Here is a 14,826-nt window from a genome sequence, read left to right as displayed (position 1 = left end):
TAGCTCGGCAGTGATGAATATACTTTCCCAACTTTATCCAATATTATATAACATTTATTCAGTAAAAAACCTTAAAGATTTTTCTTTAAGGTGAAGGAATAATTTCATTTAGTTTGCCTTTTGCTTCTTCAAACACTTGTTGGAGAGGTCTTGATGCGTCTATTTTAACAATTCGTTCTGGGTATCTGTCTGCAAGCAATAGATATCCTTCCCGGACCTTTTGATGAAATTCAATATTTTCAAGGTCCAGACGATTTACTTCGCGCCCATCATTCTTATGGATTCGTTCGAGTCCGATTTTAGGATCTAAGTCAAAATAAAATGTCATACGAGGCATCATATCCTCAATTGCAAACTGGTTAATGGTAAGAACTTCATCAATACCTAAACCACGTGCAAAGCCCTGGTAGGCCAGTGAACTATCGATAAACCGGTCACATAAAATAATATTTCCTATCTCTAATGCGGGCTTAACCTTTTCAACTAAATGCTGTCGGCGAGCAGCAGCGTATAGAAGTGCTTCCGTCCTTGCATCCATTGCTGTATTGTTTTTATTTAAAATAACTTCCCTGATTTGCTCAGCTATTTCAATTCCACCTGGTTCTCGGGTAGAAATAACTTGGAAGCCTTCCTTCTTTAGCTGTTCAATCATCATATTAATGATGGTTGTCTTCCCAGCGCCTTCTGGTCCCTCGAAAGAGACGAATAATCCTTGTTTCATATTGGAATGTTCCTCCATACCATCTGCATTTATTTAAGGCTCTTTTCTCAAACTTTGTTACTTTAGCTAATAAAGTTTGAGTGGTTGAGCTGTGTTTTTACATCAAAAAAGTGTAATTTGCGAGAAAAGAGCTTGCAAACTATATTTTAACGCACAAAATAGCTCCACTTCCGTTAAAATCGGTTTTAGATTTTTACAATTTTAACAAAAAACTTTACGAAAACAGACTTATTTAAAAATCTTTAGTTCCCTAGTTTTAAGCTTTTCTCCCCCTTGGATTTTTGCACCTATCCTCAATAAGTATTCAAGGCTTTCAATATGTACGTTCTTTATTCTTTCACCAGGTAAAATCATTGGAATCCCGGGTGGATAGGGAATAATTGATTCAGCACAAATCTCTCCAACTGCTTGGGAAAAGGAAACAAAATCGGGTTTTTTCTTGGTCATCTCCTTAAAGGTCATAGCTAGTCCCTCAGCTGGTTGCCCCCTAAACTCATGGAGACTCATAGGTCCATTATGTTTAGATGAGCTGCTTGCACCTTCCATTGCCTTTTTTATTTTATCCACGGCCTCTGTAAAACCATTTGCAATTCCTTTCTTATATAAAGGGAGAACCAATAATAAGTTGTATGGATCTGCTAATTCAGCAAAAACACCCTGTGTCTCAAAGATTTCCTGAAGTTCAAAACCACTATAACCGTTCGCTCGTATAACCATCTTTAATGGGTCATGATTGCTTTGTGAAAAAACAGTTAACCCATCTATTTTTCCTAATTCAGTTTTGAAAACATCAATCCGATTTAACAATGTTTGCATATCTTCTTTAGCAAATGTGCCTACATAACTTCTAGCTACATCTAATGAAGCCATAATAGGGTAAGACGGACTACTTGATTGCAGCACCTGTAAATAGTTGCTTAACTTCTCTAACGAGACCATTCCATTATTATAATGTAGATAGGCCCCCATTGTCATCGCAGGTAAGGTTTTATGTGCTGACTGGACGACCACATCTGCACCCAAAGCAAGTGCTGAAGGTGGGAATGGTTCACCAAGTACAAAATGCACGCCATGGGCCTCATCAACTAAAACAGGAATACCATGTTCATGGGCAAGGTCAATAATATCCTTTAAATTATAAACCATTCCATAATAATTAGGGTACGTTAGAATCAATGCTTTAGCATTTGGGTTCAATTTAATAGCTGCCTTAATAGTCTCAAGACTTACCCCAGAAGCAACCATTGAGTCTGAGTCGTAATCTGGATTTAGATAAACAGGTTGGGCATTTGCTAACCTTATCCCATTCATAATGGATTTATGGGAATTTCTTTGTACAAGAACCACATCATCTTCCTCTAATGTCGCAAGAATCATTGCTAAATTCCCTGAAGTTGAGCCATTAACAAGGAAGAAACTTCTTTTGGACTGATACAAGTTCGATAACAATTGCTCTGCTTCTAAAATTACCCCTTCTGGAGAATGAAGATCGTCTAAACCCGTTAACTCCGTTGCATCTAGTTTTAGTAAGGATTGAAAAAAATCGCGGCCTTTCCCCGGAAATAGTTCTCCATATTTATGCCCTGGGACATGGAAAGATACTGGTTGTTTGTCATTATGTAAAAGTAGCTGATCAAGTAAAGGCGTTTGTGCTTGTTTAGTCATTGATTCACCATCTAATAAAATTTAATATACTTGTCTATTTTACCAAACTGGCATCCACTTTGCCTCTGTATAGGAAAGTGAGTTTTTTTTTTACAAAAAAATAAAGCTCTTAAAGAGCTTATAAGGTTATTATATAATAGGGGGTTACACACCGTTTATTTCTATAAAGCTCATGAAAAGATTTCTGGTTTGGTAACCTTTCTTAATTTATCCACATAAAATTTATATTTTGGATCACTCGTGTCCGTATCAATCATTCCTCTTTCACACTCCGTACAGATAAAAGAAGTGTATAGATGTATTCCAACCGGTTTTAATTGTTCGCAGATTACACAAGATTCCCCCATATGTTCTTGAGCTAAAATCCTAGTCATACTCTCCACCTCCATACACCTATTCTGCCCCGGTACTCCCATTTGTATACAATCTTTAGAATAATCTCTTTTAAAGATTACTTGATTTATAGTGTATGTTGACGATTGCCATTCATTGTATGTCTATATAGAAATTTACTATTCATATTTCATTTGGGGTGTTTGGGCTTAGATATTTTATATTCGCTGTAGGGGGAACAAAACTTGAGTTAGGACTACTCATTTTTAATTAAAATATAAAAAAGAACAGCCTTTAATCAGCTGTTCTTTCATTTTGCCTGGCAACGTCCTACTCTCACAGGGGGAAACCCCCAACTACCATCGGCGCTGAGAAGCTTAACTTCCGTGTTCGGCATGGGAACGGGTGTGACCTTCTCGCTATCGCCACCAGACTATTTAATTATAGGGTAGATATTTTGCTGACGCAAAATCTTTGTTCCCTCAAAACTAGATAATGTGTAAGAAGTAAAAGTAACACGATTTGTATCAAAGTTTTTTCGCATTAGCGAAAATAACTATCAATAATTGGTTAAGTCCTCGATCGATTAGTATCAGTCAGCTCCACACGTCACCGCGCTTCCACCTCTGACCTATCAACCTGATCATCTTTCAGGGATCTTACTAGCTTGACGCTATGGGAAATCTCATCTTGAGGGGGGCTTCATGCTTAGATGCTTTCAGCACTTATCCCGTCCGCACATAGCTACCCAGCGATGCCTTTGGCAAGACAACTGGTACACCAGCGGTGCGTCCATCCCGGTCCTCTCGTACTAAGGACAGCTCCTCTCAAATTTCCTGCGCCCACGACGGATAGGGACCGAACTGTCTCACGACGTTCTGAACCCAGCTCGCGTACCGCTTTAATGGGCGAACAGCCCAACCCTTGGGACCGACTACAGCCCCAGGATGCGATGAGCCGACATCGAGGTGCCAAACCTCCCCGTCGATGTGGACTCTTGGGGGAGATAAGCCTGTTATCCCCGGGGTAGCTTTTATCCGTTGAGCGATGGCCCTTCCATGCGGAACCACCGGATCACTAAGCCCGACTTTCGTCCCTGCTCGACTTGTAGGTCTCGCAGTCAAGCTCCCTTGTGCCTTTACACTCTGCGAATGATTTCCAACCATTCTGAGGGAACCTTTGGGCGCCTCCGTTACATTTTAGGAGGCGACCGCCCCAGTCAAACTGCCCACCTGACACTGTCTCCCACCCCGATCAGGGGTGCGGGTTAGAATTTCAATACAGCCAGGGTAGTATCCCACCGACGCCTCCACCGAAGCTGGCGCTCCGGCTTCCAAGGCTCCTACCTATCCTGTACAAGCTGTACCAAAATTCAATATCAGGCTGCAGTAAAGCTCCACGGGGTCTTTCCGTCCTGTCGCGGGTAACCTGCATCTTCACAGGTACTATAATTTCACCGAGTCTCTCGTTGAGACAGTGCCCAGATCGTTACGCCTTTCGTGCGGGTCGGAACTTACCCGACAAGGAATTTCGCTACCTTAGGACCGTTATAGTTACGGCCGCCGTTTACTGGGGCTTCGATTCAAAGCTTCGCGTGAGCTAACCTCTCCTCTTAACCTTCCAGCACCGGGCAGGCGTCAGCCCCTATACTTCGCCTTGCGGCTTCGCAGAGACCTGTGTTTTTGCTAAACAGTCGCCTGGGCCTATTCACTGCGGCTTTTCAAGGCTTTAACACCCTAAAAAGCACCCCTTCTCCCGAAGTTACGGGGTCATTTTGCCGAGTTCCTTAACGAGAGTTCTCTCGCTCACCTTAGGATTCTCTCCTCGCCTACCTGTGTCGGTTTGCGGTACGGGCACCTTTTATCTCGCTAGAGGCTTTTCTTGGCAGTGTGGAATCAGGAACTTCGGTACTATATTTCCCTCGCTATCACAGCTCAGCCTTCACGGTAACGGGATTTGCCTCGTTACCAGCCTAACTGCTTAGACGCACATATCCAGCAGTGCGCTTACCCTATCCTCCTGCGTCCCCCCATTGCTCAAACGATAAAGAGGTGGTACAGGAATATCAACCTGTTGTCCATCGCCTACGCCTTTCGGCCTCGGCTTAGGTCCCGACTAACCCTGAGAGGACGAGCCTTCCTCAGGAAACCTTAGGCATACGGTGGATGGGATTCTCACCCATCTTTCGCTACTCATACCGGCATTCTCACTTCTAAGCGCTCCACCAGTCCTTACGGTCTAGCTTCAACGCCCTTAGAACGCTCTCCTACCGCGGACATCGTAAGATGTCCACCCACAGCTTCGGTGATACGTTTAGCCCCGGTACATTTTCGGCGCAGAGTCACTCGACCAGTGAGCTATTACGCACTCTTTAAATGGTGGCTGCTTCTAAGCCAACATCCTGGTTGTCTAAGCAACTCCACATCCTTTTCCACTTAACGTATACTTTGGGACCTTAGCTGGTGGTCTGGGCTGTTTCCCTCTTGACTACGGATCTTATCACTCGCAGTCTGACTCCCACGGATAAGTCATTGGCATTCGGAGTTTGTCTGAATTCGGTAACCCGATGAGGGCCCCTAGTCCAAACAGTGCTCTACCTCCAAGACTCTCACTTCGTGAGGCTAGCCCTAAAGCTATTTCGGAGAGAACCAGCTATCTCCAGGTTCGATTGGAATTTCTCCGCTACCCACACCTCATCCCCGCACTTTTCAACGTGCGTGGGTTCGGGCCTCCAGTAGGTGTTACCCTACCTTCACCCTGGACATGGGTAGATCACCTGGTTTCGGGTCTACAACCACATACTTATTCGCCCTATTCAGACTCGCTTTCGCTGCGGCTCCGTCTTCTCGACTTAACCTTGCATGTAATCGTAACTCGCCGGTTCATTCTACAAAAGGCACGCTATCACCCGGCATTTTCCGAAGGAAATATGCACAGGGCTCTAACTACTTGTAGGCACACGGTTTCAGGATCTCTTTCACTCCCCTTCCGGGGTGCTTTTCACCTTTCCCTCACGGTACTGGTTCACTATCGGTCACTAGGGAGTATTTAGCCTTGGGAGATGGTCCTCCCAGCTTCCGACGGGATTTCACGTGTCCCGCCGTACTCAGGATCCACTCAGGAGGGAACGAAGTTTCAACTACAGGGTTTTTACCTTCTTTGACGGGCCTTTCCAGACCACTTCATTTACCCCGTTCCTTTGTAACTCCATGTTGAGTGTCCTACAACCCCAGAAGGCAAGCCTTCTGGTTTGGGCTAATCCCGTTTCGCTCGCCGCTACTCAGGGAATCGCATTTGCTTTCTCTTCCTCCGGGTACTTAGATGTTTCAGTTCCCCGGGTCTGCCTTCAATACCCTATGTATTCAGGTAAAGATACTGTTCCATTACGAACAGTGGGTTTCCCCATTCGGAAATCTCCGGATCAAAGCTTACTTACAGCTCCCCGAAGCATATCGGTGTTAGTCCCGTCCTTCATCGGCTCCTAGTGCCAAGGCATCCACCGTGCGCCCTTTCTAACTTAACCTATGGACGAATTTATTCGTCTCTAAAAGACAATCATGTCTTTGGTTTCTCTTTTTTAAATAAAAGAGAGAAAAATTAAAAAAGCGATACAAATGTGTGTTTTACTTTTGCCTTCTTACTTACGATTATCTAGTTTTCAAGGAACAAAATAGACACTAAAAAAAGTGTCATGGTGGAGCCTAGCGGGATCGAACCGCTGACCTCCTGCGTGCAAGGCAGGCGCTCTCCCAGCTGAGCTAAGGCCCCGTTATGAATGGTGGGCCTAAGTGGACTCGAACCACCGACCTCACGCTTATCAGGCGTGCGCTCTAACCAGCTGAGCTATAGGCCCACATAACAGGAATATATGAAATAATATCATTACTCCTTCAAAACTAAACAAACAAGCAATCAACGAGGCAAATCTTTAGATTTGCTTAGTACGAATCGAAAGATTCGCATTCCGAATGCCCTTACGGCATTATCCTTAGAAAGGAGGTGATCCAGCCGCACCTTCCGATACGGCTACCTTGTTACGACTTCACCCCAATCATCTGTCCCACCTTAGGCGGCTGGCCCCTAAAAGGTTACCCCACCGACTTCGGGTGTTACAAACTCTCGTGGTGTGACGGGCGGTGTGTACAAGGCCCGGGAACGTATTCACCGCGGCATGCTGATCCGCGATTACTAGCGATTCCGGCTTCATGCAGGCGAGTTGCAGCCTGCAATCCGAACTGAGAATAGATTTATGGGATTTGCTTGACCTCGCGGCTTCGCTGCCCTTTGTTCTATCCATTGTAGCACGTGTGTAGCCCAGGTCATAAGGGGCATGATGATTTGACGTCATCCCCACCTTCCTCCGGTTTGTCACCGGCAGTCTCCTTAGAGTGCCCAACTGAATGCTGGCAACTAAGGACAAGGGTTGCGCTCGTTGCGGGACTTAACCCAACATCTCACGACACGAGCTGACGACAACCATGCACCACCTGTCACTCTGTCCCCCGAAGGGGAACGCTCTGTCTCCAGAGTTGTCAGAGGATGTCAAGACCTGGTAAGGTTCTTCGCGTTGCTTCGAATTAAACCACATGCTCCACCGCTTGTGCGGGCCCCCGTCAATTCCTTTGAGTTTCAGCCTTGCGGCCGTACTCCCCAGGCGGAGTGCTTAATGCGTTTGCTGCAGCACTAAAGGGCGGAAACCCTCTAACACTTAGCACTCATCGTTTACGGCGTGGACTACCAGGGTATCTAATCCTGTTCGCTCCCCACGCTTTCGCGCCTCAGCGTCAGTTACAGACCAGAGAGTCGCCTTCGCCACTGGTGTTCCTCCACATCTCTACGCATTTCACCGCTACACGTGGAATTCCACTCTCCTCTTCTGCACTCAAGTCCCCCAGTTTCCAATGACCCTCCACGGTTGAGCCGTGGGCTTTCACATCAGACTTAAAGGACCGCCTGCGCGCGCTTTACGCCCAATAATTCCGGACAACGCTTGCCACCTACGTATTACCGCGGCTGCTGGCACGTAGTTAGCCGTGGCTTTCTGGTTAGGTACCGTCAAGGTACCGGCAGTTACTCCGGTACTTGTTCTTCCCTAACAACAGAGCTTTACGACCCGAAGGCCTTCATCGCTCACGCGGCGTTGCTCCGTCAGACTTTCGTCCATTGCGGAAGATTCCCTACTGCTGCCTCCCGTAGGAGTCTGGGCCGTGTCTCAGTCCCAGTGTGGCCGATCACCCTCTCAGGTCGGCTACGCATCGTGGCCTTGGTGAGCCGTTACCTCACCAACTAGCTAATGCGCCGCGGGCCCATCTGTAAGTGACAGCCGAAACCGTCTTTCAGCATTCCCTCATGAGAGGGAATGAATTATCCGGTATTAGCCCCGGTTTCCCGGAGTTATCCCAGTCTTACAGGCAGGTTGCCCACGTGTTACTCACCCGTCCGCCGCTAATCTTTGGGAGCAAGCTCCCAAAGATCCGCTCGACTTGCATGTATTAGGCACGCCGCCAGCGTTCGTCCTGAGCCAGGATCAAACTCTCCAATAAAATGTAGAGTGATTAGCTCATAAAATAAAACGTTGGCTCATGTTCTTCTATAATAGAAGTCATGAATAAATATTGTTTGTTGACGCTTGTTTGTTTAGTTTTCAAAGAGCAATCATCGCTCAGAAGCGACTTTATTAATATAACATGTTATTAACGGTGCGTCAATAACTTTTTTTATTCGTTAAATCGCTTTGTTATCAGCGACTTGTATTATATTATCACCACACTACCATTTCGTCAACAACATAAATAAAAAAACTACTGGGGTGCAGTAGTTTTTTAAAGTGGTTAGATAATCCAATTTTCTATTGCGACTAGGGCAAGCACACCGGGAATCCCCAAAATACCTGAGACACTAGCCGTTACAAGGTTAATAGGAACGTAAATTCCTAAGCTCGTCCCGAATTCATTCAAGAAAAATAAGAAAAGCGCCCCGATTAGGATTTTAATAACCCCTTGACCGACAAAACGTAATGGTTTAATCGGAGCACCTATGAAGAACATAATCAGAATAAGACCAGCAAAAAGTGAAATAATGACAATCGGATCCATTTCTTCCTCTCCTTTTATAGACTTGTACTAAGATAATATGAACAAGCCTGTAAAAAAAGAACGTTTGGATTTATAGTCATTTGAGCTCCCTTACAGAAATTTTCCGTTCTTTTACTTCTTTGAAGAGGTAGAAGTATTTAGCTTCTGCAAGTTTTGCTTCTGTAATAAATTCTCTCGGTGCATCAAAACTCTTTTCCATGAGTGACTTTTTATGCTCCCAGTCTGCCCTAAGCTGGTTGAGTTGTTGAAGCAACTCTTTATCATACTTTTTTCTTAGCTGCCCTGTTCTTCGAAATAACATGACCGGAACGTTCCTCCTAGATACAATTAGACTTCTCTTCGACCTTCCAGTGCTTTCGAAAGAGTAACTTCGTCTGCATACTCCAAGTCCCCACCAACAGGGAGACCATGTGCAATTCTAGTAACCCTTATACCTGACGGCTTTAAAAGGCGTGAGATGTACATCGCAGTTGCCTCTCCCTCTATATTAGGGTTTGTTGCTAAAATGACCTCTTGAACTGTTTCGTCTTGGAGCCTTTTTAATAGGTCAGGAATATTGATGTCCTCTGGTCCAATGCCATCCATTGGTGATATGGATCCATGAAGCACATGGTACAAACCACTAAATTCCTTCATTTTTTCCATCGCGATTACATCTTTAGGGTCTTGAACCACACAAATGACTCTTCTATCTCGACGTTGGTCTTCACAAATATAGCAAGGGTCTTGGTCGGTGATGTGGCCACAAACGGAACAATAGCTCAAATTCCGCTTGGCATTGATTAATGCCTTTGCAAAGTCAAGGACAGTATCTTCCTTCATACTAAGAACAAAAAAAGCCAGACGAGCAGCCGTTTTCGGGCCGATACCTGGCAACTTCATAAAGCTGTCAATGAGCTTTGATATTGGTTCAGGATAATGCATTCTATTTTATTCCTCCTAGAACATCCCCGGAAGGTTCATCCCTTTAGTGAATTGTCCCATAGTTGAATTCGTTAGCTCTTCTGCTTTCTTTAATGCATCATTTGTTGCAGCCAATACTAGATCCTGTAACATTTCGACATCATCAGGATCAACAACCTCTTGCTTAATTTGCACATCTACAATTTCCTTATGCCCTGTGACAATAACAGTAACCATTCCGCCCCCAGCAGAACCTTCAATTCTCTTTTCACCAAGCTCCTCTTGGGCTTGAGCCATTTTCTTTTGCATTTTTTGCATTTGTTTCATCATGTTTTGCATATTTCCCATTCCACGCATATTCAACATTCCTCCGTTAATCTTGTATTTGAATGATTTCTTCTCCAAACAGTTTTTTCGCCTCTGAAATAAGCGGATCCTCCTCCTCGGAGCTTCCACTTCCTTCAATAGAACCGGGTTGCTGGCTATTGATAAACTTTTCACGAATCGTTAACCATTGTTCTTCTGGTACCCCTATTACTATTAATTGCTTTCCTATCAGTTCTAGGAGCACAGAACCCATTGTTTGGATGAACTTTTCATTTTCCATTGCCATCTGGCAGTGGATTTCATATTTAAATTTTATCACTAAAGCATCGCTAGATGAAGCTACAGGTTCGGCATCATTTAGAAGTGCAGCTTGAGAGCGCATTTGCCTTGAGATTAACTGGTCACGCATCTCGCCCCAACGACTTTTGATCTCCTGTAAATCCTGCTTGGTTGCATTTTTTAAAACCTCATTGATTTTACCAGTCGGTGCTTGGAATCCCTTTCTGTTTGCACGCTGAGGTTTTTTCTGAGCAGCTTGCTCACTCTGAGCAGCAACTGCCGGGGGATTCTGCTCATATCTCGCTAACTTATCTTCTAGTTGTTCCAACCTTTGTAATAGTGGTTCGATATCTCGATTTGCAGTCGGCTGACTCTTTTCAAACTGACATAGCCTCACAATGGCCACTTCTAAAAATACTCGAGGGTGGTTGGTCCAACGCATTTCCTGCTGAGCTTTATTTAGACCATCAATAATCTCATAAATGTCGCTAGTATCAACCTCACTTGCTAATTGCTGAAAATCTTCATCAAGTAGCACTCTTTCTAAGGACTCCTCTAGTGCAGGGGCTGCTTTATAAAGTAGCATATCCCGATAAAAATAAATCAAGTCTTCAATAAATCGCGCCGGATCTTTCCCTTGATAAAGTAACTCCTCTAGAGCCTCCAAACCTGAAGCGGCATTCTTTTCATGAACTGCTCTAGCTAGCTGATTTAAAAAGGCTTGAGAAACAGAGCCTGTTACTGTCAAGGCATCCTCAACCGTTACTTTATCTTGACTAAAGGAAATCGCTTGGTCCAGAAGACTAAGTGCATCCCGCATCCCACCTTCTGCTGCCCTTGCAATCACTTGAAGTGCTTTCTCATCACAGTCTAGACCTGTTTCCTCGATAATCCACTTCATTCTGCCGACAATCGCTTGTGCGGTAATCCGCTTAAAATCAAACCTTTGAGTTCTCGAAATAATGGTTAGTGGGATTTTATGAGGTTCTGTCGTGGCGAGGATAAAAATAACATGACGTGGAGGCTCTTCCAGTGTCTTTAACAGTGCATTAAAGGCTCCGATCGAAAGCATATGGACCTCATCGACAATATACACCTTATACTTAACCGCGTTCGGTGCATATTTAACCTTATCACGAATGTCCCTAATTTCCTCGACGCCATTGTTAGAAGCCGCATCAATCTCAATTACATCCGGAATCGACCCATCTGTAATTCCCCGACAAGAGTCACATTCATTACAAGGCTCACTAACAGGGGCCTTTTCACAGTTCACTGCTTTTGCAAGAATCTTAGCAGCACTTGTTTTTCCCGTCCCACGTGGCCCAGAAAAGAGATAAGCATGTGATATTTTTTCTTGAAGCAGAGCATTTTGCAGTGTCGTTGTAACATGTTCCTGACCGACGACATCAAAAAACTGCTGCGGCCGCCAGACACGATATAACGCTTGATAAGCCAAAGACACCGCTCCCTTCTATGTATATTATCTCCCTTATTATAACGTATCTAGAAAAACAAAACTATCTTGTAAAGGTATTATAACGGGATCCTTCTAAAATTATTTCTTTCCTCAATAAATAATGGACAGTATCTGTTTTACCCTATTACATACAATAAAAAACCCACCTCAATGAAGAGATGGGTTTTGTCTTATGTATCAGCCGTGCACCTTCCTTCGACTGACGACCATAAGCGTTACTCAAGCAGTTAGCTCGGCCCAGGTTGCCCTGCGGCACATGGGAGCGTCCACTTAATGCTGCTTCCTTCCGGACCTGACATAGTTCATGGATTCCCATTGCGCAGGACCCGAGCGTCAACACCACTTACTTGAGGCAGACCCTACAGTCAATCAGCCTCAGGAAGGGATTCATCCCCGCTAGAGCGGATTGCGGGTACAGGGCACCGCTACCTCCCCGACTAGCACGGCAAAGAGTTGCGTCGTTTGTGACGCATAATTAGTATACTAACTCTCAAGGAAAATTGCAATGTTTTGTCCCTGTCAATTATTTACTTCCTGGGATTTCCTCAGCTTTTTCTGTTGTTTCTTCCGTTCCCTTAGCTCCCGAAAGAACTGCGACAGCAAGGAACTACACTCCTCTTTAAGAACACCTGTCACAACTTCACTCTGATGATTAAAACGTTCGTCTTGTAATAAATTCATAAAAGTTCCCGCGCAACCTCCTTTCGGATCTGCTGCACCATACACAACCCGTTTAATTCTAGATAACATTATGGCACCTGCACACATCGGACACGGCTCAAGTGTGACGTAAAGCTCTGCCCCTTCAAGCCTCCATGTGCCCAGTTTTTTACAAGCTTCATTGATTGCAAGCACCTCAGCATGAGCGATTGAACTTTGCTCCGTTTCCCGTAAATTATAGGCCCTTGCAATAATTTCACCATCTAAGACAATGATTGCCCCAATCGGGACCTCACCTGCTTCTCCTGCTTTTTTAGCTTCCAACAATGCCTCATTCATGTAAACCTCATCTAGACTTCTATTCATTCGAGTATTCCTCATTTCTCCTACCATAACGTTTAATATCCATTCCTTAATCAAAGGATAAGCAAAAGGAGAGGATGATATTATGAAAATGGATCAAAAACCCGCTTTACTCATTATAGACATGATCAATGACTTTAATTTTACCCACGGTGAAATCCTTTCGCAAAAAACCTCTACCATTATGTACTCAATCCTTAACTTGAAGGATTATTTTTATAAAAAGAATTGGCCAGTTATTTATATTAATGATCATTATAAATTATGGAAGGCAGATTTAGAAAGCCTCATCCAGCATTGTTCAAATGAGCGGAGCAAACACATTATTGATAAAATTGCTCCTCGTGCTGAGGATTATTTTCTCATCAAACCAAAGCACTCTGCCTTTTATGGTACGGCATTAGATACCCTGCTCCAAGAACTAAAAGTGGATGTTCTAGTGCTGACCGGAATTGCAGGGAATATTTGTGTACTATTTACAGCAAATGATGCGTATATGCGCGAATACTCATTATATGTGCCAAAAGATTGCACGGCTTCTAATCATGACGAGGATAATATCTATGCTTTAACGATGATGAAAGAGGTCCTAAAGGCCAATATTGAACCTTCAAAAATAATATATGACCTATGAGTTCATAGGTCAACCCCTTCCCTCATATGATGTTTTTAGCGTTTATATCCGCTAAATAGGAGGGAAGACCATGCAAATTCATATCATTCAACCTGGTGATTCACTAACAGCATTAGCCCGTGCGTATGGGTCGTCTGTTAATGACATTATTGAGGCCAATGAGATACCAAACCCTAATCAACTTGTTATCGGTCAAGCCGTCGTCATCCCCATCATCGGCAGTTTTTACTGGGTTCAACAAGGAGATAATTTATATTCTATCGCTAGAAGATTTGGCACCACCCATCAGGAATTAGCCCGTATCAATGGCATACCTGTTGATCAGCCTCTTCAAGTTGGATTTAGGCTTTATATTCCACAAAGACCTAAGAAACAGACAGAGACCAATGCTTACGTAGAACCAAGGGGGGATACGGTAGCACCGGAATTGGAAACAGCCGCACGGGATGCCGCCCCTTATTTGACTTACTTAGCCCCTTTTAGCTATCAAGCTTTAAGGGATGGTTCTTTAAAAGAACCGTTATTAAATAACTTTCCAGCAATTGCCCAAGCCAATAATAATACTTTAATGATGGTGATAACCAATCAGGAGAACGATCAGTTTAGCGATGAGCTTGGACGCATTCTTTTAAATGACATGGCCATTCAAGATCGGTTCTTAAATAATATTGTCTCAACTGCCAAAAGAGTTGGATTCCGCGATATTCATTTCGACTTTGAATTTCTTCGACCTGCAGACCGCGAAGCCTATAATACCTTTTTACGTAAAGCTCGAGACCGCTTTAAACAAGAGGGGTGGTTGATTTCTACTGCACTTGCTCCAAAAACGAGTGCTGAACAGGAAGGCGCCTGGTACACAGCTCATGACTATCGTGCCCATGGTGAAATTGTCGATTTTGTTGTCATTATGACCTATGAGTGGGGGTATAGTGGCGGCCCAGCGATGGCTGTTTCTCCAATTGGTCCTGTCCGAGAGGTAATTGAATATGCCATTACCGAGATGCCTTCAACTAAAATAATGATGGGGCAAAATTTATATGGGTATGACTGGACTCTTCCTTTTGTTGAAGGGAGCATCGCTAAAGCGGTAAGCCCGCAACAAGCCATCCAGCTGGCCGCAACCAACAATGTTGCGATTCAATATGATGAAGAGGCGCAGGCACCATTTTTCCATTACTGGGATGCAGAAGGCAAACGCCATGAAGTTTGGTTTGAGGATGCCCGTTCAATCCAAGCCAAATTTGATTTAATCAAAGAGTTAAATTTAAGGGGTATCAGTTACTGGAAACTTGGTCTTAGCTTCCCGCAAAACTGGCTTTTAATCACAGATAACTTCAATGTAATTAAACAAAATGGTGCTTAAATC

The 14,826-nt window shown here is 44.1% G+C and carries 11 protein-coding genes, 2 tRNA genes, 3 rRNA genes and 1 other RNA gene; 2 read left to right on the top strand and 15 right to left on the bottom strand.

All coding sequences use genetic code 11. The features are described from left to right. Positions 1-85: 85 nt before the first annotated feature. The 15 genes from tmk to tadA all read right to left on the bottom strand — a co-directional run bounded on the left by tmk (position 86) and on the right by tadA (position 12,829). Positions 86-721 (bottom strand): dTMP kinase, encoded by a 636-nt coding sequence (gene tmk / locus LG336_RS00190; RefSeq protein ID WP_404330635.1) that lies wholly within the window; start codon positions 719-721, stop codon positions 86-88. 228 nt (positions 722-949) lie between these two features. Next, a complete protein-coding gene (locus tag LG336_RS00185; protein ID WP_404330634.1) occupies positions 950-2,386 on the bottom strand; it encodes an aminotransferase class I/II-fold pyridoxal phosphate-dependent enzyme in 1,437 nt (478 codons plus the stop codon). Positions 2,387-2,556: 170 nt separating this feature from the next. Further along, a complete protein-coding gene (locus LG336_RS00180; RefSeq protein WP_404330633.1) occupies positions 2,557-2,760 on the bottom strand; it encodes a sigma factor G inhibitor Gin in 204 nt (67 codons plus the stop codon). A 276-nt stretch (positions 2,761-3,036) separates the two neighbouring features. Then, positions 3,037-3,152: ribosomal RNA gene (rrf, locus tag LG336_RS00175) — 5S ribosomal RNA — on the bottom strand. Between the two features lie 133 nt (positions 3,153-3,285). Beyond that, positions 3,286-6,242 (bottom strand): 23S ribosomal RNA (locus LG336_RS00170). Between the two features lie 169 nt (positions 6,243-6,411). Continuing rightward, a tRNA-Ala gene (locus tag LG336_RS00165) sits at positions 6,412-6,487 on the bottom strand. Positions 6,488-6,495: 8 nt separating this feature from the next. Beyond that, positions 6,496-6,572 (bottom strand) — tRNA-Ile (locus LG336_RS00160). A gap of 139 nt (positions 6,573-6,711) precedes the next feature. Further along, a 16S ribosomal RNA gene (locus LG336_RS00155) occupies positions 6,712-8,262 on the bottom strand. The 16S, 23S and 5S rRNA genes sit together here with 2 tRNA genes alongside, the layout of an rRNA operon. Positions 8,263-8,550: 288 nt before the next feature. Beyond that, positions 8,551-8,814: a pro-sigmaK processing inhibitor BofA family protein gene (locus LG336_RS00150; RefSeq protein ID WP_404330632.1), complete on the bottom strand. Its 264-nt coding sequence runs from the start codon at positions 8,812-8,814 to the stop codon at positions 8,551-8,553. A gap of 76 nt (positions 8,815-8,890) precedes the next feature. Then, the gene (locus LG336_RS00145) at positions 8,891-9,115 is read right to left on the bottom strand and encodes a YaaL family protein (RefSeq protein ID WP_404330631.1); all 225 of its coding nucleotides are present in this window, start codon (positions 9,113-9,115) and stop codon (positions 8,891-8,893) included. A gap of 26 nt (positions 9,116-9,141) precedes the next feature. Then, complete coding sequence (gene recR / locus LG336_RS00140) at positions 9,142-9,738, bottom strand: recombination mediator RecR (RefSeq protein ID WP_404330630.1); 597 nt, start codon at positions 9,736-9,738, stop codon at positions 9,142-9,144. 15 nt (positions 9,739-9,753) lie between these two features. Next, positions 9,754-10,074 (bottom strand): YbaB/EbfC family nucleoid-associated protein, encoded by a 321-nt coding sequence (locus tag LG336_RS00135; protein ID WP_221876064.1) that lies wholly within the window; start codon positions 10,072-10,074, stop codon positions 9,754-9,756. 16 nt (positions 10,075-10,090) lie between these two features. After that, positions 10,091-11,782 (bottom strand): DNA polymerase III subunit gamma/tau, encoded by a 1,692-nt coding sequence (dnaX, locus tag LG336_RS00130; protein WP_404330629.1) that lies wholly within the window; start codon positions 11,780-11,782, stop codon positions 10,091-10,093. Positions 11,783-11,984: 202 nt separating this feature from the next. Beyond that, positions 11,985-12,249, bottom strand: an RNA gene (ffs, locus tag LG336_RS00125) — signal recognition particle sRNA large type. Positions 12,250-12,322: 73 nt separating this feature from the next. Continuing rightward, positions 12,323-12,829: a tRNA adenosine(34) deaminase TadA gene (gene tadA / locus LG336_RS00120; protein ID WP_404330628.1), complete on the bottom strand. Its 507-nt coding sequence runs from the start codon at positions 12,827-12,829 to the stop codon at positions 12,323-12,325. Positions 12,830-12,911: 82 nt separating this feature from the next. On the opposite strand from tadA, the gene LG336_RS00115 reads away from it, so the two are divergent. Together LG336_RS00115 and LG336_RS00110 are read left to right on the top strand one after the other, a co-directional pair. After that, positions 12,912-13,460: an isochorismatase family cysteine hydrolase gene (locus tag LG336_RS00115; RefSeq protein WP_404330627.1), complete on the top strand. Its 549-nt coding sequence runs from the start codon at positions 12,912-12,914 to the stop codon at positions 13,458-13,460. A gap of 70 nt (positions 13,461-13,530) precedes the next feature. After that, the gene (locus LG336_RS00110; RefSeq protein ID WP_404330626.1) at positions 13,531-14,823 is read left to right on the top strand and encodes a glycosyl hydrolase family 18 protein; all 1,293 of its coding nucleotides are present in this window, start codon (positions 13,531-13,533) and stop codon (positions 14,821-14,823) included. Positions 14,824-14,826: the final 3 nt, after the last annotated feature.

It is taken from the genome of Mesobacillus maritimus, from assembly GCF_044803185.1.
Classification (GTDB): Bacteria; Bacillota; Bacilli; order Bacillales; family Cytobacillaceae; genus Mesobacillus_B; species Mesobacillus_B maritimus_B.
The sequence above is the reverse complement of the archived record's forward strand: the minus strand, read 5'-3'. Positions and strand labels throughout refer to the sequence as shown.